The organism is Natrinema caseinilyticum (assembly GCF_024227435.1).
In the GTDB taxonomy this organism is placed as follows: domain Archaea; phylum Halobacteriota; class Halobacteria; order Halobacteriales; family Natrialbaceae; genus Natrinema; species Natrinema caseinilyticum.
In genome coordinates, this window is sequence record NZ_CP100446.1 from 23,181 (window position 1) to 41,217 (window position 18,037).

Below are 18,037 nucleotides of genomic sequence, written 5' to 3' on the forward strand. Positions count from 1 at the left end.
AGTAGGTATTCGTAGGCGGGCCGTCTCAGGGGAACCATGACGTGCCCGTACTTATCGTACCGACAGTCAGACGGCGACCACGCGTTCGATACCGAACGCGCCTACTGCGAGGTCGTCGAAGAGTTCGTCTCGCCGATGCGAGCGGACGTGTGCAACGACCGTCACGAATTCCACCACGAGAGCGACTGCGAATTTTACGCCGAGGCCGAATCCGACTGATCGGTCACGAACCCCGGCCGGTGGCGGTCGCCGCGGCCGCCACGTCCCGTTTTCCGTCGATCGATCATTACTGAGGTGGCCGAGTCCCGTACGAGGCCGCGTCCAGTCTAGCACGGATCGACGAGACCGTGCCCCGTGCTCACCGAGACGGAAGCCCGAGGATTTCGCGCGCCTCGGCGGGCGTCGCGAGGTCGCGGTCGAGGTCGTCGGCGATGGAGACCGTGCGTTCGACGAGTTGCGCGTTGCTCTCGGCCTGCTCGCCGCGACGGTAATAGAGGTTGTCCTCCATGCCGACGCGGACGTGGCCGCCCATCACGATCCCCATGGTCGTCAACGGTAACTGGTGTGGCCCGATCGCCAGGACGTTGAAGATCGAATTCTCCGGTAGGTTGTTCACCATATTGACCATGTTCTCCGGCGTCGGCGGCGTCAGCGTCCCCGGCCCGAAGATGAGATTGATGTAGTACGGCTCGTCGAGTAATCCCTCGTCGATGAGGCGATACACTTCGTTCAAGTGACCGTTGTTGAACACTTCCATCTCCGGTTTGATGCCCTTCTCCTGCATCTCCGCGGCCAGCGTATCGATCATGTGCCGAGTGTTCTCGGAGGTGATGTGCTGGTACCGGTTCATCGGCCCCATATCGAGCGACGCCATGTCGGGTAGCGGATCAGTCCGGATTCCCTTCACCCGCTGCTCGAGCGGGACGCCCGTCCCGCCGGTCGTGTTCTGGATGATGATGTCGTCACACCGATCCCGAACGGCATCGTTGACCGCCTGCAACCGACCGGCGTCGCGCTCGCCGCGTTCGTCCCGCCCGTGAAGGTGAACGATGGCCGCGCCCAGTTTCTCACACTCACGGGCCGCCTCGGCGATCTCGTCGGGTTGTTCCGGGAGGTTCGGGTTCACTTCTTTTCCCTGTACGCCGCCCGTCGTCGGGACGGTCAGGATCAGCTTTCCGCCCTCGAGGTAATTCTGATACGCCATCTATCGAGTCCCAGACGGCCCACCACGAAAGCATTACTGGACGAGACCACGACCATCGTCCCGTGACCGCCCCCATCGGGGCGCTGTCGCTCCGATGGAATCGACCCGCTCCACCGTACCCGAGACCGACCCGCTCCACTGCACCAGGGCGCTCGAGTCGACCGCCGGCCGCCGTTGGGCGCCTGCGAGTACGGTTATATGGCTGGAGTCCGAAATCCTAGAAGAGCCCATGTATCATATCGTCGTTCCGGTAGACGAAGACGAGAGACGAGCGGCAGCCGCGGGAGAGTTTGTGACGAATCTCGGCGCCGAATCAGGTCTCAACGCGGATCTCGACGACGTCTCCGTGACAGTCGTGAACGTGTTCAAAGAGTTCAAAGCGATCGACGACGGCGGAAACGTCCGCTCCGAGGACCTCTACGACGAAGACACGTTTCCCGACTCCGTGACGACCGTGCGGGATCGACTCGAAGCGGCCGACGTCGAGGTCGAACTCGTGCGCCGTCACGGGGATCCGGCGGAGGAAATCATCGAGTACGCCGATTCGAACGACGCGGACGCCATCGTCGTTCCCGGTCGGAAACGCTCGCGGGTCGGCAAGGCGGTGTTCGGCAGCGTCACGCAAGACGTCATCCTCAACTCGGATCGGCCGGTCACGATCGTTTAGCCGAGCCGTCGACACAGCTCGCTTGCCGTTCTCACTCGAGTGCCGATCCGTTCGGTCTCGATCGATGCACAAACAGCTGAGTCCCTCGTATCCCCCGTCCGGGTGTTCCGTCCCGGCAACCGGATCTCCCCCGGTTCAGTATCCGGTCGCCGTCCCGTCCTTTCGCGGATCGGTCCCGCCGGAGAGAACGCCGTCGGCGTTGCGGGCGATCTGGCCGCCGCCGAAGTGCGGCGGCGGCATGACGCGAACGTCGTGACCGCGGCGGGCGAGCTTCGACAGGACCGCACCGTCGAATCGGCCCTCGACGGCCAGTTGGCCGTCGACCTGGTACCGAAAGCGGGGAAAGTCGAGTGCCTCCTGAATCGACATCCCGTCGTCTACGATGTTCATCAGCACCTGCAGGTGCCCCTGTGGTTGCATGAATCCGCCCATGACGCCGAAGGCGGCCCAGTCGTTCTCGCCGAGCCGTGCGATGCCGGGGATCAGCGTGTGGAACGGTCGCTTGCCCGGTTCGAATCGGTTGGGATGGTCCGGATCGAGCGAGAACGAACTGCCCCGGTTCTGGAGGGCGATTCCCGTATCGCCGGCGACGACGCCGCTGCCGAAGTCCATGAATCGGGAATTGATGTACGAGACGACGTTCCCCGCCTCGTCGGCGACCGTCAACAGCACGGTGTCGGCGTTTTCCGCGCGGTCCGTCGGGAATCCAACGTCGACGGACGACGTCGCGTCCGAGCCGATCTCCGCGGCCCGATCCGACGCGTACGACTTCGAGCCGAGCGACGGAACGTCCTCGTACTCCGGATCGGTGACGTGGTGAAGGCCGTCGGTCAACGCGCGCTTGGCCGCCTCGGCGGCGAGGTGTATCCGTTCTGGCGAGTGAGCCGGGTGGTCCCCCGCGTTCAGCGCCTCGGCGATGTTCAACGCCTCGAGCGCGACGAGTCCCTGATTGTTCGGCGGCAGTTCGTAGATCTCCGCCCCGCCGTAGGTCGTGCTGACGGGATCGACGAACTCCGGCTCGAACGACGCCAGGTCCTCGTGCGAGAGGAACCCGCCCCGCGACTGGACCTCGGAAACGATCTGGTCCGCAATTTCGCCCTCGTAGACGACGTCGGCGCCTTCGTCCGCGATCAGTTGCATCGACTCCCCGAGTTGCGGGAGCGTGACGTGCTCGCCGACGGACGGCGCCCGACCGCCGGGGAGATACGCGTCTCGAGCGTTGGCACCGCGAAGGTCGTCCGCCGCCTCGGCCCACTGAGCGGCGATGATTTCGGAAACGGGGAAGCCGTCTTTCGCGTACCTGATCGCCGGCTCGAGCGCGCGCTCGAGACTCAGCTCCCCGAGATCGTCCACAGTGCGTTCCCACCCGCGAGCCGTGCCGGGAACGGTCACCGTGAGGGGACCGCGTTCGGGCATCTCGGCGGCTTCGGGATCGACGTCCTCCTCCTCGACGACCCGGGCTCGAACGTCCTCGAGCGACGCCGACGAGGGTGCACCGCCGCAGCTACGGAACGCGCCGACCTCACCGTCTGCAGTTCTATAGAGCGCGAATACGTCGCCGCCGAGACCGGTCGAAGTGGGTTCGACGACGTTCAACGCTGCAGCGGTCGCCACGGCCGCATCGAACGCGTTGCCCCCGTCGCGAAGCACCTCGAGTCCGGCTTCCGAGGCGAGGGGCTGGCTCGTCGCCACCACGCCGCGCGTCCCGTATACCGTCGAGCGACGCGACGTAAACTGGTCTAGATCTGGCGTATCGTCCATGGGAGGGCATTCGGGGGTTTCGACTAAAGCATTGGTGTATCCGCTCGCAGTGCCGGATCAGCGGCGTATCGCAGCAGATATAATCGTGGGTTTTGATATCACGTATCGATGGACCTGCAACTCGACGGTGATTCGGCCCTCGTAACGGCATCGAGTAGCGGACTCGGAAAAGCATCGGCGACGGCGCTCGCCCGTGAGGGAGCGAACGTAGTCATCAACGGCCGCGACGAGGCCCAACTCGAAGCCGCCCGCGATGATATCGCGGCCGTCGGCGACGGCCGCGTCGTGGCACAGGCGGGTGACCTGACCGATCCGGACGATATCTCCGAACTCGTCTCCGTCACGGTCGACGAATTCGGCGGGATAGACCACCTCGTGACCTCGGCGGGCGGGCCGCCGAGTGGCCCCTTCCTCGAGACGACCGAAGAGGACTGGTACGAAGCCTACGACCTGCTCGTGATGAGCGTGGTCCGATTAGTCCAGGAGGCGGCCGACGAATTGCGCGCGGGCGACGGTGGAAACGTCGTTCACATCACGTCCCGAAGCGTCAAGGAAGCGATCGAATCGCTCGTCCTCTCGAACGCCGTCCGAATGGGCGTCATCGGCCTCGAGAAGACGCTCTCGCGCGAGCTCGCACCGGACGTGCGTTTCAACAGCGTCCTCCCCGGTCCGATCGAAACCGACCGAATCAGCTCGCTGATCGAGCAGTCCGTCGAGCGAGGGGAGTTCGACTCGTACGAGGAGGGACTGGCTGCGAAGGGGAGTTCGAACCCGATGGGACGGATCGGCCGGCCGATGGAACTCGGCAACACGGTCGCGTTCCTCTGCTCGCCGGAGGCGGCGTACATCAACGGTATCACCGTCCCCATCGACGGCGGTCTCGGCCGGTCGAATATCTAGAGGCCCGACCGAAGACGTTACCCGAGGTCAGTTTTTGAGAGTTCCTCGAGCAACGAGACGGTGGTTCTCGCGCCCGCGCGAAAGCACGACAGTTCGATGTTCTCGTCGGGCGCGTGGTTATTTTCGTCCGCGTTCGCGTACGGGACGACCAGACAGGGAATCTCGAGATTGTCCGCGAAGACGTACGTCGGCACGGACCCGCCGAGCGAGGGCTTGAGGATCGGGTCCTCGCGCCACCCCTCCCGGACGGCACGCATCACCGGCTCGACGACCGGACTCTCCACCGGCGTCCGCTGGGGGGCCATCGCCGCAACGCGGTCGAGAGTCACGTCGATACCGGCGGGCGCTCTCGCCTCGACGTGACGCGAGAGCGACTCGAAGACGTCGTCCGGGTCCTGATCGGCCACGAGCCGGAAGTCGATCTTCGCCCGCGCACGCGAAGGTAAGACGGTCTTCATGCCGTCACCGTCGTAGCCGGCGTCCAGTCCGGCGACGTTCAGGTTCGGACGGGTGAGGAGCCGCTCGATATATCCTTCACCCGGATCCGTGGCGAGAGCGGAGAGATCGAGATCGGCTTTCGCCGCGTCCTCGTCGAGCGGAATCGACTCGAGGACGTCGCAATCGCGGTCCGTCAGCGGACGGACGTCGTCGTGAAAGCCCTCGAGCGCGATTCGCCCGTCCTCGTCCCGAAGCGACGCGATCAGTTCGGCGATCGCAGTTGCCGGATTGGGAACCGGGCCGCCGAAGTTCCCCGAGTGGAGGTCCCGGTTCGCGCCCCTGGCTTCGACGTCGACGTAGAGCAACCCGCGCGACCCCAGCAACACGTGCGGGCGGCCCGAGGCGTCGATCGGACCGTCGGCCACGAACGCGACGCTCGCGTTCAGTTCGTCGCGGCGTTCTCGGACGAGCCACTCGAGGTGTTCGCTCCCGCTTTCCTCTTCGCCTTCGACGATCAGCGTTACGTCGGTCGGTACCCCACTCGTCTCCCGCAACGCCCGAATCGCACAGAGGTGCGCGAACCACTGCCCCTTGTTGTCCCCAGCACCGCGCGCGTACAGGCGCGTTCGTCCATCCGGCCCGTCACGCACGGTCGGTTCGAACGGTGGCGAGGTCCACTCCGATGCCGTCGCCGGCTGGACGTCGTAGTGGCCGTACAGGAGCACCGTCGGCCCACCGGTCCGTGTTTCGTCGTCTGGAGACGCGTGGGCCACGACGGCCGGCCGACCGGGCGTCTCGACGACGGTCGCCTCGTCGAACCCGTACTCGAGACACGATTCACGAACCAGCGCGACGCAATCGTCGATTCCCTCGCCGGTCGCGCTGATCGACGGTTGTGCGAGCAGCGACCGAAGGTCGTCCAGGAACGTCTCGTCGTTGCGCTCGAGGGACGCAAACGGTTCTCTCGTGGCCATTAGGCGGTCACGCTTCGAACGATCGGTGATTCCACGGTCGTATTCGGACACCAGTGCATAGTCAGGGGGACGTAGCGCTGTAATGCACAAAGTATTAATGCTTCTCCTCGCATTCTCACCCTAACGTGTCGCCGTCGGCGAAATGACGATCGGCGGGTGCCGGTACGATATTCGCCACCGGCAAATAAACTTTCAATTATGTTCAAAATACTGCACCAGCGATAGTCATTTATCTAAGGTTCGTATAAAGGGTGCCGAATGCTCTCGGGGTAACGGAGAAAGGTTTAAATAATACAAGCTATATCATGCATAACGATGTTTGATAGTGATAGACAGAGGCGCAGGGATGTGCTACGGGGAACGGCTGGAATTGGGGCGCTTTCGCTAGCAGGGTGCCTTGGCGGTGGGAACGGCAGCGGGAAGGACCCGGTCCAACTGACGGTTGGGTCGTCGTCCTCCGGTTCGTCGACGTACGGCAACTCGCAGGCGATTCAGCGGGTCGTGAGCCAGCAATCGGATTATCTGAGCTTCATCACCCAGGACGCGGGTGGTGACCCACAGTCGATTCGACTGTACGCCGACGGCGAGATCAACTCCTACTCGGCGGGTAACTACATCATGAACCAGGCCCTCCAGCAGACGGGCCCGTTCGGGGAAGACCCCGTCGAGACCTTCCCGCAACTCGGGTTCGGCCACCTCTCGCTGAACCTCTACTGGGTCGCACTGGAGGACAGCGACATCCAGACCACGGCAGATCTCGCCGGCCGTAACGTGTACTGTCTTCCCGCATCGTGGGGGCTTCGCGCGATGACCGAGGAGATGTACGGCAATGCGGGTCTCTGGGAAGGGCTCTCCGAGAACGTCGTCAACGTCGAGACGAGCCAGGCCGCGAGCGCCCTCGCCGAGGGTCGTGCCGAGGCTGCCATCATCTACACCTCGAACTTCAACCAGCTCCCGTCGTGGGCACAGGAGATCGACTCGCGCGTCTCGGTTCGAGCGATCGAGATGACCGACGAGTACGTCCAGGCGGCGAAGGACTTCGGCGGTGCGGGCTACCAGGAACTCGACGAGATCGGCGGCTGGGAGCAGGACATGCAGGGTGGGGACTTCCCGAAGCACACGTGGACGGAAACGTACCCGTACTACTTCAGCCCGGACGTCGACGCACAGGCAATCTACGACCTGATGGAGATCTGCCACAACAACTACGAGTCGATGCAGGAGGCGAACCCGACGATCCTCGACTGGTCCAAACCCGAGAACTTCACGTTCGCGCTGGCTCACACGGACGAGATCCCGATTCACCCCGGCGCTGCGGACTGGTACGAAGAGAACGACGTCTGGGACGACAGCTGGACTCGCGGCGACGAATAGTAACCCGCGGTCCGCGCTTACAGAACTATGGTTTATTCCACATCCGACAAAAGCCGATTAGAGCTTGCCAACGACGTAGTAACGGGACTCGCGATCCTGACGTGGGCATTCATCCTGTACTTCGCGTTCACGCAGGGAATGCAGCGCATCAAGTTTACGATCATATTCCTCGGGTCAGTCACCCTGGTCTATCTCGGAAACGAACTCATCGAGGCGTACGAAGACGGAGACAAGTTGGGGTTAGTCGGTCTGACTCTTTCCACGATCATCACCGCCGGAACGACGACGTACCTGATCATGAACTACAGGGAGTTGTTGCGTATTCGCGTCGGGACGGCCTACGGCTACGAGTACGCGATCGCTATCGCGTTCTTCCTCGTGATCCTGTACCTCTCGTACCGAGCCTACGGACTCACGTTCTTGGCAGTGATCGTCGGCGTGATACTCTACGGACTCTACGGGAACCTCGCGCCGGGCATCCTGCGCCACGCCGGGTTCAGCGTCGAGCGAATGATGAGCATCATGGTGCTCGACTTCCAGGGGGTGTACGGGTCAATATCGAGGATTATCGCCACCTGGGTCGCCCTCTTCCTCCTGTATGCAGGGCTGATGCGGGGGTTCGGAGCGTTCGACCTCATCATGCGGATCGGCCTCCGGTCGGCCAACTACGTCCGCTCTGGCGTCGCCCTTTCCGCGGTGACCTCGAGCATCATTATCGGTTCGATCACCGGTAGTCAGGCCGCGAACACGGCGATAACCGGTTCGTTCACGATCCCGTTGATGAAGGAAACGGGGATGAAAGGCGAGACGGCAGGGGGGATCGAATCCGTCGCCTCGACGGGCGGCCAGATCATGCCGCCGATCATGGGCGCAGCGGCGTTCGTGATGGCTTCGCTGCTCGGTATCACCTATCTGGACGTTATTCTCGCGGGTATCATCCCCGCGATGATCTTCTATGGCTCCGTCACCATCGCCGTCCACTACAAGGGTATCGGACAGCTCCAGGGGAAGAAGACGAAGATCGACGTCGAGAGCCAATTCGACGAGCGGATGTCCCAACGGGATTTCATCATCCAGTGTTTCCGCTTCGGAATCCCCTTCGCTATCCTGATCTACATTCTCGGCTATCTCCAGTACACGGTGCTGACGGCCGCGTTGTACACCATCGTCTCGATGATGATCACCGGCTTCGGGTTCCCACTGGCCCAGACGGCATTCGAAGGTGGCAGCCTGGGGTCCGAATTCGTGAGCCTCCTCGGCGATGCGGCAAACGGTTTCCGAGAGGGGGCGATGATTCTCGCACCGATCGCGATCATCATCGCCGCGATCAACGGCGTCGTCGACGTCTTCACCGCGTCGGGCATCCCGGGAATCCTCTCGCTGGCCCTGCTCGACCTCTCCGGTGGCGTGATGCTCAACGCAGTCCTTCTCGCGATGGCCATCTCGATCATCCTGGGAATGGGCATGCCGACGGTCGCAGCGTACGTCATCGTGGCGGCGTTGATCGCGCCCGCGTTGATCCAACAGTTCTTCGTTCCCGATCTCGCGGCACACTTCTTCGTCCTGTACGCGGCAATTCTATCCGGTCTGACACCGCCGATCGCGATCGCGGTGGTCGTCGCGACGGGGATCGCCGATAGCAACTTCTGGCGAACGGCCCACGAGGCCCTGAAAATCTCCGCGCCGATCTACGTCCTGCCGTTCGCGTTCATCTACAATCCCGAACTCGTCGTCGGCGGATTCGGAGTCGAGACGTTCTTCTCCGGTCTCATCGCGCTGCTCGGTGCACTGGGCATCTCTCACGGACTCAACTACTACGGGAAGTTCTTCCACGAGAGTCCCTTCGTCAAGTGGCCTGCCAAGACCGCCTTCTTCGTTCTCGGTGTTCTGGCGATGGTCTATCCGGACACGACGATCCGTCTCGGTTGCGTTGCAGTCATCGTGGGACTGATGGCGGTTCAGCTCCAGAAGCCGATCCGGCAGCGAGTGACCCAACGGGTCGCGGCGGACTCCGTCCGAGCCACCGAGGACTAGGCCGGATCTCGTTTCGGTTCCGTTCTTCTTTCGATCCGCGATCGAACGAACAGCCTCGGCGACGGGTTCGACGTCGGTCTCGAGACACCGCCTGACCCGTCGAACGGTCGATCGAATCCGATATCGGTCGAACCCGGCCGACTGCCACGGAGAGTACAGTACGATCCGCCGGACGCCTCGGGAGCCGGAAAATATTCTACCGTCTCCATCGGTAGCCGGATATTATACTATTTCGAATCCGATTGGCTGTCGGCAGTTTCACAACCAATAAGTGACCCGGGGTACTCCGGGTTCACAAGAACGGTACGAAACTGTCATGGGACTTAACAAAAACGATCGGGCGATCGCCGGCTTTACGATGGCTGGCCACTCGCTCGTCCACTGGTTCGAGACGTCGATCCCGATATTTCTCGTGGTCTGGCTCGCAGAGTTCGACGTCTCGGTCGCGCTGGCCGGCGTCATCGTCGCCCTGGGATACGCCCCGTTCGGGTTAGGATCGCTCCCGGGTGGCGTCCTCGTCGACCGGTTCGGCCCGAAGCGACTCATCGTGCTCTGTCTCGTCGGTATGAGCGCGTCGTTTCTCGTCCTCGCGCTCTCGACGTCGATTTACTTCGTGGCGGTCGGTCTCGTCTGCTGGGGAATCGCCGCGAGCGTCTACCACCCTGCGGGACTCGCCTTGATCAGTACCGGCGTCGACGAGCGTGGAACCGTCCTGGGCTGGCACGGCATCGCCGGGAACGCCGGCATCGCCCTCGGGCCGTTCGCCGCGGCCACGCTGTTGTTCCTCACCGATCAGTGGCACCTCGTCGCCGGACTCCTCGCGATTCCAGGGTTCGTCGCGGCCGCGTACGGGCTTCGAGCCGACTTCGACGCGTCCGCCGCCGACAGCGACGGCGACGGAGATCCGAACGAAACCATGTCGCTCGCCGAGTTCCTGTCGACGTCGCGGGTGTTGTTCACGAGCGCGTTCGCGGTCGTCTTCGCCATCATCGCCTTCGAAGGGCTGTTCTATCGGGGGATACTCACCTACCTCCCCGAGATCCTCCACGGTCTTCCCGCGATGGAAGACGTTACACTCTCGGCGGGCCTCGAGGGGATCTCGCCCGGCGATTACATCTACGTCGGCCTGCTCGTCGTCGGCATGGCCGGCCAGTACGCAGGCGGGAAACTCACGGACCGCATTCAGTCGGAGCGGGGACTGATCGTCATCTTCGCCGTTCTCTGCGTCCTCGCGCTCGCGTTCGTGCCGGTCCTGTCGATGGGGCTCGTTCCCGTCGTCGTCCTCTGTGTCGTGCTCGGGTTCTTCCTCTTTGCCACCCAACCGCTCTATCAGGACGCGGTGGCGGTCCACACGCCCTCGAGCGCGCGGGGGCTATCGTACGGATACACCTACGTCGGGAAGTTCGGTATCGGTCCGGTGAGCATCGCGATCGGTGGCTTCGTCCTCGGCGGGTTCTCGACGGCAGCGTTCTTCGGCGTTCTCGCCGCGTTCGCGTTGGTCGGGATGGCGCTGACGGCGGGCCTGCTGTTCGCGCTCAACCGTGCCGGCTGGTGGCAAACGACCCCGGCAGCCCCGAACTCCGGCGATTGACCGCGGACAACTCGTTCGGTCGGACCCGACTGGCGGACGCTCGCTCGAGCACGGTCACGTCGGGATCACAGACCTGTCTACCGATCACGGACAACGTTTATATAACGGACTGAACATCGATGACTATGACCAGAGAATTGTCACTGTCGGGAAAGGCGGCGCTCGTAACCGGCGCCAGCGCCGGAATCGGGGAAGCAGCGGCGGAAAGCCTCGCAGCACAGGGAGCCGACGTCGCGATCGTCGCCCGCCGCGAATCGAAGCTCCGGACCGTCGCGGACCGGATCGAATCCGTAACCGACGGAACCGTCCTCGTCCTGCCCACGGACGTCAGCGACGAAGACGCCGTCGACGCTGCCGTCGAGCGGACCGTCGACGAGTTCGGCGGGTTAGACGTGCTGGTGAACAACGCCGGGATGGCAACCGGAAGCGACGTCACCGTCGAAACGATGCCGACCGAGCAGTATCGAACCGTCATGGGCGTGAACGTCGACGGAATGTTCTTCGTCACGCGGGCGGCCCTCCCCTACCTTCGGGAGACGTCCGGCATCGCTATTTTCGTCGGTAGCTTCGCCGGACAGTACCCGCGTCCGGGCGCGCCGATTTACGCGGCGACGAAGTGGTGGACGCGGGGCTTCGCTCACAGCCTGGCGGGAGCGGTCGGTCCGGACGACGTCGGTGTCACGGTAATAAACCCGGCCGAAGTTAGAACGGAGTTTGGGAAGGAGTATCGCGATTCGATGTCACAGGACCGTCACGACCCGGACGACGTGTCCGAACCCGAAGCAATCGCGGACGCGATCGCGTTCGCGGCCCAGCAGGAACCCCCGAACGTCGTCGCCGAGCTGGATCTCTATCGACGAGACAAGCTTTCCAACTTGTAAATAGTTTATTCGGGGCGGATTTATTGGGCGTCCGATCCGGTTTCGCGACCGACGACCGAGACGCGACTTCGGTGACCGACGCAGCGTCGATGTCCGGTTCGAGGGATCGACCGACGGCCGACGTGCGACCCGGACCGTCAGATCGGTACCCCGCTCGAGCCGTCGATACTGCGCTCCGTCTCGAGACGATTCGCGACACCCGGCGCGTGATCGCCGCCAGGATTCGTGACGGTGGCGCGATTCGACCTCACTCAGCGAGACACCCTCGAGATACCGAGTTCCGAAGCCACCAGTTCTTCGCTCCGGTCCACGTCCCACTCGTGAAAGAGGGTCGTCAGCAACGCCTCCGGCGATCCGCCACCGTGTAGCGATGAGAGCTCCTGCCAACCGGCGAAGTCACTCGCCGTCACGTCCCGGATGTAGTTGACGAGTTTGAGTCGATCCTCCCCGCCACTCGCGGCCTGACAGAATTTTCGAACGTCCTCGGCCGTGGTCGGATTCTCGACACGAGGGCAGAGAGACGGCCCGGAACGAACGGCGGACCTATTGGCGGCGAGAGGGAAAGCGCATCGAATCCACATGCAGCGGGTGTCGGGCGGCGACTCGGGGAAACGTATATCATTTCTACGCGGCAACACCAATCCGGTTCATGAAACCAGGTACTGTAGCAGCGGAGACTGTCTGCGAGGAAACGAAGGTACTCGCGTTCGACCTCTGGGACACGCTCCTCGATCGGGAAGCGAAACTCGTGCCGGCCCTCGAGGACCTCCTCCGGGCCCACGACAGCGAGTACGATCCGGACGTGCTCCTCCGGCGATACCTCGCGATGCACTTCCGCGATTCGATGATCGACTCGTTGATCCCCGGCCCGCACACGCCGTTCAAAGAAATCAGCCGCAGAGCGCTCGCGTACCGGCTCGAGCAACTCGGCCTCGACGTCCCCGACGCGGAGGTCCGGGCCGTTATCCGGCAGTGGAAAGAACTGGAACCGTATCCGGACGTGGACGCCGCACTATCGACCCTCGGCGACGACTACGAACTGGTCGGCCTGTCGAACGGCGATCCGGATATGCTGGCGGCCGTCCGGCCGAACTTCGATACGGATCTAGACGGAATCGTCTCCGTGGCGGACGCCGGTGCGTACAAACCCCATCGCGCGTCGTACGACCGCTGTTGCGACCGGTTCGACGTCGCGCCCCACGAGGTGCTGTTCGTCACGGCCCACACGTTCGACCTGGTCGGTGCGAAAGCGGTGGGCATGCGCGGTGCGTTCCTGAACCGTCACGACAATCCCTACGGCGGGTGGCAATACCAACCCGATATCGTCGTCGACGACACCGAGGAACTCGCATCCGTTCTCTGCTGAGCACACGAACGAACGGAACGACGGCGGACTCGACCCGGTTTTTCCGCATTCGTCCGAAAAGCATCCGCTCGATCCGTCTGTGGATCGACTCGACGGGGTTCGCGTGTCGCTGGCCAGCGCCTTCCCGTTCGCATCGACGGGTCGGTGTGGGACGTGACGTCGACACTTTGCCTGCAGACGAACTCCTTTGTGGGCGTCCGAGAATGGGGACCCATGGTTGTCGAGATCGACGATATCGAACGCGTCGCAGTGGTCGGTGCGGGACAGATGGGACGTGGAATCGGAGCCGTCGCCGCGTTAGCGGGGTACGAGACGACCATCACCGACGTCGACGAATCGCAGTTGGCGGACGCGACCGAGCGGATCGAGTGGTCCTACCGGAAACGGGTCGAGAGCGGTAACGCGACCGAGGCGGAAACGGCCGCCGCACTCGAGCGCCTCACCCTCACGTCGGACTTCGAAGCGGCGGTCGGTGATGCGGACTTCGTCACCGAGGCGGCGGTCGAGCAGCAGCCGGTCAAAAAAGAAATCTTCGCGGATCTCGACGCGGCAACGCCCGACGATGCGATCCTCGCGACGAACACGTCCGGGCTGAGCGTCACCGAACTCGCCGAGTCGACCGACCGTCCCGAACAGGTCATCGGAACGCACTGGTTCAACCCGCCGATGCTGATGGAGCTCGTGGAGGTAATCATGACCGACCACACGCCAGCATCGGTCGCCGATACCGCGGAGGAGCTCGTCGAGTCGTTCGGGAAAACGTCGATCCGGGTTCGAACCGACATCGCGAAGTTCATCGTCAACCGACTGATGCGGGCGTTCAGCGAGGGGCCCGCCTGGATGGTCTCTCGCGGCGAACACACGGTCGAAGAGATCGACTCGGCGATGAAGTTCAAAGAGGGGTTCCCGATGGGTCCGTTCGAACTGGCGGACTACACGGGCTCCATCCAGATCCGGATCGAGGCCGAGGAGGATCTCCTGACGGACGACCGACCGCTGGCCTTCGAGTCGGAGATCAGCCCGATCGTCCACCAGCTCTACGAGAAAGGGCGGTTCGGTCGGAAGTCCGGTGCGGGGTATTACGACTATTCGGACCAGGACGAACCGACGATCCCCGTCGACGCGGGACAGGGGTTCGACACACTGCTCGTCTGGGCACCGATGGTCAACGAAGCGGCGAAGCTCGTCCAGAACGACGTCGCGAGCGTCGAGGACGTCGACACCGGCGCTCGACTCGGCGGCAACTGGCCGATGGGGCCGCTCGAGAAAGCAGACGAGGTCGGCGCCGACGTCGTTCTCCGGAAGCTCACGGCCGTCGCCAGCCGTCACGAGGACACGGACATGCTCGCCGAGACGCTCCCGTGTGAGCTACTGGTTCGGAAGGCGAAGCAGGGAGCAACGTTCTATTGACCGTCTGTCGACGAATCGGTTCTGCGGGGCGATGCTACTCGATCGGGGCCGGCGTCTTTGCAGGTCCGTCTCGATCCGGGCATCAGTCCGACGGTTCGGCGACGCGCACCGTTAGTCCCCCACGCGAAGCGTGAACCGTGGCAGTGCACGGCCGCTGCCGGTGTCGTCGAAGACGACCTCGACCCTGCTATCGACCTCCACCCGTTCGATGTCGCAATCGACGATGTTCGTGAGCATTCGCGGTCCTTCTTTGAGTTCGACGTAGGCGAGCACGTAGGGAGTCGCATCGGCGTACTCCTCGCTCGCTCGACGCGTCACCGTGTAACTGTAGACCGTTCCTCTCCCGGACGCTTCCGTCCAGTCGGTGTTCGTACTCGCGCACTCGGGGCACTGTCGGCGTGGGTAGTGATAGACGCGCTTGCAGTCGGCACACGATCGGAGGAGGAGCCGGCCGTCCGCGGTCGCATCCCAGAACGGTTCCGTTTCGGGGTTCGTCGGCGGAACGGGTACCGGGCGCTCGCCAGTCATCGGTCGGCCCCCAGGATCAGCGTCGCGGCACCCGTTCGGGTCCCGATACTGTTTCCCGTTCCGTGGGCGAGTGCAATCTCGCAATCGGGAACCTGTACCTCGGCGTTCGCCTCGCCGCGGAGCTGTCGGACGGCCTCGATCACCTTGGTTACCCCACCGCGATTCCCCGGGTGATTCGAACAGAGGCCGCCGCCGTCGGTGTTGAACGGGAGGTCCCCGTCGGGCGCCTGTAGCGTGCCGCCCTCGACGAACTCGCCGCCCTCGCCCTTCTCGCAGAACCCGAGATCCTCGATCGCCTCGAGGACGGTGATCGTAAAGGAGTCGTAGATCGACGCGTAGTCGATGTCGTCCGTGGTTACGCCGGCGTCGTCGAACGCCTTCGGCCCGGATTCCACCGCGCCCGTGTCCGTGAGGTCGAGGGCGCCACCGCCGTGATGTTTGATCGCGTCACCCGATCCGAGGACGGCGGGACACGGACGCGACAGATCGGACGCGACGTCGGAACTCGCGACGACGATCGCGCCGCCGCCGTCGCTGACGACGCAGCAATCGAGCAGGTGGAGCGGGTCGCTGACGAGCGGCGAGTCGACGACGTCCGCGACGGTGACCGGGTCCTGGAACATGGCGTGCTCGTTGTGCTGGGCGTGTTGCGAGGCCGCGACGCGGATCTCGGCGAGCTGTTCGCTCGTCGTACCGTACTCGTGCATGTGCCGCCGTGCGGCGAGGGCGTACAGTCCGACGAACGAGAGGCCGTACGGATCCTCGAATCCCGCCTCCGGCGCGTCTGCGGGGTGGTTGCGGCGAGGGTGGCCGGGATCGTAGTCGATCGATCGCGGCCGCCCAGCGTGGGTGATGAGGACGACGTCACACCGGCCAGCGGCGATCGCCGCCGCGGCGTGTCCGACGTGAGCGACGTACGACGCACCGCCGATGTCGGTGCTGTCGACGTACGAGAGTCCCTCGAGACCGAGATAGTCGGCCAACGAAAGCACGCCGGGTGATTCGGCCGTCACGTATCCGTCCACGTCGTCGAACGTGAGTCCGGCGTCACGAAGCGCCCCTGCGGCGACGTCGGCGTGAAGCTGTGGAGTCGACGTATCGGGTGCCTCGCGGACGGGGTGTTCGTATATCCCGGCAACTCGAGCACTAGCCTGTGTAGACATGAGGGGTAATCATCTCCGCTGACTCGTTCGTGGTGCCACCATCTGAATCTATCCCCTCGAGCAGGCGCTTAGTAACCGAAGTCGAGAGCCTGGTTGGCGACGACGGCTCCGAACCGAGCGCACAGAGAACGGACAGGACGCCGAACGGATGGGCCATCCGTACAGGTCCGTGAGAAGCCCGACACCGATCGACCCCGTAGAACCGAGGACCACGTACAGCGTTCGAACGAGTCCGAACCCGGCACCGCGCTCGGCATGGGAGAGCGCGTCGATAAAGCGAGGTTCCAGCGAGGCGAAGTGACTCGAACCGATGCCGAACAGGACGACGGCTCGGCCGTCGGTCCGGCAGTATCGGACGAGCGAAAGGCGCGTCTCACTCGAGATAGCTGCGCTCGAGACCGCGGACGAGTTCCGTAACGAGGGCGTTGGCGGGGACGTCGACGTTTTCTGCGCGTGCGATGTCGACGAGGGCGCCGTTTATCTCGTCGATTTCCGTTTTGCGCTCGTCGAGGACGTCCTGAAGCATGCTGGATCGATGGGTCGGCCCGGATCGGCAGATATCGACGACCCGTTCCATCGGGTCCGCGTCCGGGAGGTCGATACCGACAGTCGCCGCGACCAGTTCCGCTTCGCGGACGATGCGCTCCATCACCGATCGCGGACCGTCCGTCGTGACGAGCTGACCGTTTGGCAGCCGAGTGAGGGCTGCGACGGGTTTGACGGGAAGACTGACGAGTTGTTTCGCCCAGATCGCCCGCGTCGGATCGTCGACGCGGTCCGCAGGGAGTCCCGCAGCCGCCAGTATCCGAACGACATCCCGAGCGGTCTGGGGATCGCCACCGCCGAGTACCGACCGTCCGGCAGCCGTCTGCGTGATCTGTCCGGGACGGTCGATGCGCGCTCCCTGGTAGCTGACCCCGGCGAGCGCGCGATCGGCCCCGACGACGTCCGCGAGCTGGTCGTAGTGGCGAAGGCCGTTCTGCAACGACAGAAGGGTCGTCTCGGGTCCGATACACCCGTCGTGTTGCTCGAGCGCGTCGATCGTCTGATGGGCTTTGACGAAGACGAGGACGAGATCGGCGTCCCCCACTTCGGCCGCGTCGGTGGTTGCAGGAACGGACACGGACGTGACGCCGTCGTCGCTCTCGATTCGAATTCCGGTCCGATTCAACGAGTCGACGGTCGACTGGCGGTGGTGGATCAACCAGACGTCGTGACCGGCAGTCGCCAGGAACCCACCGTAGAGACACCCGAGCGCTCCGGCACCGATGACTGCGATCTTCACGGCCGTTCCCCCGCGAGACCCCGAATTGGACGCATCACGTTTCGCACTCGTCGCGGAACGGTAAATACGTTGGTCAACGCGAGCGGACGTGGAACGCGGGTGCGTCACGGCCCGTTCCCGGTTCGACGGTACCGTGAGATGGCCGCACAGGCCCGAGGATCGGGAGTCGACCGTTCGATTCTGATGAACGGTCATCAACAACCGTTCCGTATCGAGGAATTACACCGTACTACATATTTTCAGGCGTGTCTGCACGAGACGAGTCGATGAGGCGTGATAGTACGAACCACAGTGACGTGGTGTCTCGGAGTCGAACCACCCCCCGACCGAACTTACCAACCGTATGTATGGTAAATTGGGAACGAGACTCGGGTGAGGATTTGTGATACCCGGGCACGTAGATTCCCTATGAAGGAACGGGAGACGTTACGCGGGTTTCGGCTGAAAACGATGATTACGTC

Annotated in this window: 16 protein-coding genes and 1 pseudogene; 9 read left to right on the forward strand and 8 right to left on the reverse strand. The window is 63.6% G+C overall.

Translation table 11 applies throughout. The features are described from left to right. Positions 1-36: 36 nt before the first annotated feature. Complete coding sequence (locus NJT13_RS19515; protein WP_254525817.1) at positions 37-219, forward strand: hypothetical protein; 183 nt, start codon at positions 37-39, stop codon at positions 217-219. 139 nt (positions 220-358) lie between these two features. On the opposite strand, the gene NJT13_RS19520 is transcribed toward NJT13_RS19515, so the two are convergent. Next, positions 359-1,204 (reverse strand): beta-keto acid cleavage family enzyme, encoded by an 846-nt coding sequence (locus tag NJT13_RS19520; protein WP_254525818.1) that lies wholly within the window; start codon positions 1,202-1,204, stop codon positions 359-361. A gap of 229 nt (positions 1,205-1,433) precedes the next feature. Between NJT13_RS19520 and NJT13_RS19525 the strand changes: the two genes are divergently transcribed. Continuing rightward, positions 1,434-1,871: a universal stress protein gene (locus tag NJT13_RS19525; RefSeq protein WP_254525819.1), complete on the forward strand. Its 438-nt coding sequence runs from the start codon at positions 1,434-1,436 to the stop codon at positions 1,869-1,871. A gap of 135 nt (positions 1,872-2,006) precedes the next feature. On the opposite strand, the gene NJT13_RS19530 is transcribed toward NJT13_RS19525, so the two are convergent. Then, the gene (locus NJT13_RS19530; protein WP_254525820.1) at positions 2,007-3,632 is read right to left on the reverse strand and encodes a gamma-glutamyltransferase family protein; all 1,626 of its coding nucleotides are present in this window, start codon (positions 3,630-3,632) and stop codon (positions 2,007-2,009) included. A gap of 108 nt (positions 3,633-3,740) precedes the next feature. Between NJT13_RS19530 and NJT13_RS19535 the strand changes: the two genes are divergently transcribed. After that, positions 3,741-4,532: an SDR family oxidoreductase gene (locus NJT13_RS19535; RefSeq protein WP_254525821.1), complete on the forward strand. Its 792-nt coding sequence runs from the start codon at positions 3,741-3,743 to the stop codon at positions 4,530-4,532. Between the two features lie 17 nt (positions 4,533-4,549). On the opposite strand, the gene NJT13_RS19540 is transcribed toward NJT13_RS19535, so the two are convergent. Then, on the reverse strand, positions 4,550-5,944 hold the full coding sequence (locus NJT13_RS19540; RefSeq protein ID WP_254525822.1) for a M20/M25/M40 family metallo-hydrolase: 1,395 nt from the start codon (positions 5,942-5,944) through the stop codon (positions 4,550-4,552). A gap of 315 nt (positions 5,945-6,259) precedes the next feature. Here NJT13_RS19540 and NJT13_RS19545 point away from each other — a divergent pair, with 315 nt between their 5' ends. From NJT13_RS19545 to NJT13_RS19560, 4 genes are all read left to right on the forward strand, one after another. Beyond that, positions 6,260-7,318, forward strand: coding sequence for a TAXI family TRAP transporter solute-binding subunit (locus NJT13_RS19545; RefSeq protein ID WP_254525823.1), 1,059 nt, complete (start codon positions 6,260-6,262; stop codon positions 7,316-7,318). A 27-nt stretch (positions 7,319-7,345) separates the two neighbouring features. Further along, positions 7,346-9,352 (forward strand): TRAP transporter permease, encoded by a 2,007-nt coding sequence (locus tag NJT13_RS19550; RefSeq protein WP_254525824.1) that lies wholly within the window; start codon positions 7,346-7,348, stop codon positions 9,350-9,352. Positions 9,353-9,668: 316 nt separating this feature from the next. Further along, positions 9,669-10,943, forward strand: coding sequence for an MFS transporter (locus NJT13_RS19555; RefSeq protein WP_254525825.1), 1,275 nt, complete (start codon positions 9,669-9,671; stop codon positions 10,941-10,943). 125 nt (positions 10,944-11,068) lie between these two features. After that, the gene (locus NJT13_RS19560; RefSeq protein WP_254525826.1) at positions 11,069-11,824 is read left to right on the forward strand and encodes an SDR family oxidoreductase; all 756 of its coding nucleotides are present in this window, start codon (positions 11,069-11,071) and stop codon (positions 11,822-11,824) included. A 251-nt stretch (positions 11,825-12,075) separates the two neighbouring features. Here NJT13_RS19560 and NJT13_RS19565 read toward each other — a convergent pair whose 3' ends face one another. Beyond that, entirely contained in the window at positions 12,076-12,405 is a 330-nt protein-coding gene (locus tag NJT13_RS19565) for a 4-hydroxyphenylacetate 3-hydroxylase C-terminal domain-containing protein (protein ID WP_254525827.1), read from the reverse strand. A gap of 68 nt (positions 12,406-12,473) precedes the next feature. Here NJT13_RS19565 and NJT13_RS19570 point away from each other — a divergent pair, with 68 nt between their 5' ends. Together NJT13_RS19570 and NJT13_RS19575 are read left to right on the forward strand one after the other, a co-directional pair. Further along, complete coding sequence (locus NJT13_RS19570; protein WP_254525828.1) at positions 12,474-13,190, forward strand: haloacid dehalogenase type II; 717 nt, start codon at positions 12,474-12,476, stop codon at positions 13,188-13,190. 213 nt (positions 13,191-13,403) lie between these two features. Beyond that, positions 13,404-14,600: a 3-hydroxyacyl-CoA dehydrogenase gene (locus NJT13_RS19575; RefSeq protein ID WP_254525829.1), complete on the forward strand. Its 1,197-nt coding sequence runs from the start codon at positions 13,404-13,406 to the stop codon at positions 14,598-14,600. A gap of 111 nt (positions 14,601-14,711) precedes the next feature. Here NJT13_RS19575 and NJT13_RS19580 read toward each other — a convergent pair whose 3' ends face one another. From NJT13_RS19580 to NJT13_RS19595, 4 genes and pseudogenes are all read right to left on the reverse strand, one after another. Next, positions 14,712-15,128, reverse strand: a complete 417-nt coding sequence (locus tag NJT13_RS19580) for a Zn-ribbon domain-containing OB-fold protein (protein ID WP_254525830.1) — start codon at positions 15,126-15,128, stop codon at positions 14,712-14,714. Next, the gene (locus NJT13_RS19585) at positions 15,125-16,291 is read right to left on the reverse strand and encodes a thiolase domain-containing protein (RefSeq protein ID WP_254525831.1); all 1,167 of its coding nucleotides are present in this window, start codon (positions 16,289-16,291) and stop codon (positions 15,125-15,127) included. Before NJT13_RS19585 ends, NJT13_RS19580 begins: the two co-directional genes overlap by 4 nt. A gap of 153 nt (positions 16,292-16,444) precedes the next feature. Continuing rightward, positions 16,445-16,627 (reverse strand): annotated as a pseudogene (locus NJT13_RS19590) (MFS transporter); the annotation flags it as partial. A 37-nt stretch (positions 16,628-16,664) separates the two neighbouring features. Then, the gene (locus NJT13_RS19595; protein ID WP_254525832.1) at positions 16,665-17,576 is read right to left on the reverse strand and encodes a ketopantoate reductase family protein; all 912 of its coding nucleotides are present in this window, start codon (positions 17,574-17,576) and stop codon (positions 16,665-16,667) included. Positions 17,577-18,037: the final 461 nt, after the last annotated feature.

Excerpts from the sequence above, each read along its gene's own strand:
- NJT13_RS19565 (WP_254525827.1), bottom strand. The coding sequence starts at position 12,405 with ATGTGGATTCGATGCGCTTTCCCTCTCGCCGCCAATAGGTCCGCCGTT.
- NJT13_RS19535 (WP_254525821.1), top strand. The coding sequence starts at position 3,741 with ATGGACCTGCAACTCGACGGTGATTCGGCCCTCGTAACGGCATCGAGT.
- NJT13_RS19520 (WP_254525818.1), bottom strand. The coding sequence starts at position 1,204 with ATGGCGTATCAGAATTACCTCGAGGGCGGAAAGCTGATCCTGACCGTC.
- NJT13_RS19550 (WP_254525824.1), top strand. The coding sequence starts at position 7,346 with ATGGTTTATTCCACATCCGACAAAAGCCGATTAGAGCTTGCCAACGAC.
- NJT13_RS19575 (WP_254525829.1), top strand. The coding sequence starts at position 13,404 with ATGGTTGTCGAGATCGACGATATCGAACGCGTCGCAGTGGTCGGTGCG.
- NJT13_RS19515 (WP_254525817.1), top strand. The coding sequence starts at position 37 with ATGACGTGCCCGTACTTATCGTACCGACAGTCAGACGGCGACCACGCG.
- NJT13_RS19530 (WP_254525820.1), bottom strand. The coding sequence starts at position 3,632 with ATGGACGATACGCCAGATCTAGACCAGTTTACGTCGCGTCGCTCGACG.
- NJT13_RS19560 (WP_254525826.1), top strand. The coding sequence starts at position 11,069 with ATGACCAGAGAATTGTCACTGTCGGGAAAGGCGGCGCTCGTAACCGGC.
- NJT13_RS19525 (WP_254525819.1), top strand. The coding sequence starts at position 1,434 with ATGTATCATATCGTCGTTCCGGTAGACGAAGACGAGAGACGAGCGGCA.
- NJT13_RS19585 (WP_254525831.1), bottom strand. The coding sequence starts at position 16,291 with ATGTCTACACAGGCTAGTGCTCGAGTTGCCGGGATATACGAACACCCC.
- NJT13_RS19580 (WP_254525830.1), bottom strand. The coding sequence starts at position 15,128 with ATGACTGGCGAGCGCCCGGTACCCGTTCCGCCGACGAACCCCGAAACG.
- NJT13_RS19555 (WP_254525825.1), top strand. The coding sequence starts at position 9,669 with ATGGGACTTAACAAAAACGATCGGGCGATCGCCGGCTTTACGATGGCT.
- NJT13_RS19570 (WP_254525828.1), top strand. The coding sequence starts at position 12,474 with ATGAAACCAGGTACTGTAGCAGCGGAGACTGTCTGCGAGGAAACGAAG.
- NJT13_RS19545 (WP_254525823.1), top strand. The coding sequence starts at position 6,260 with ATGTTTGATAGTGATAGACAGAGGCGCAGGGATGTGCTACGGGGAACG.
- NJT13_RS19540 (WP_254525822.1), bottom strand. The coding sequence starts at position 5,944 with ATGGCCACGAGAGAACCGTTTGCGTCCCTCGAGCGCAACGACGAGACG.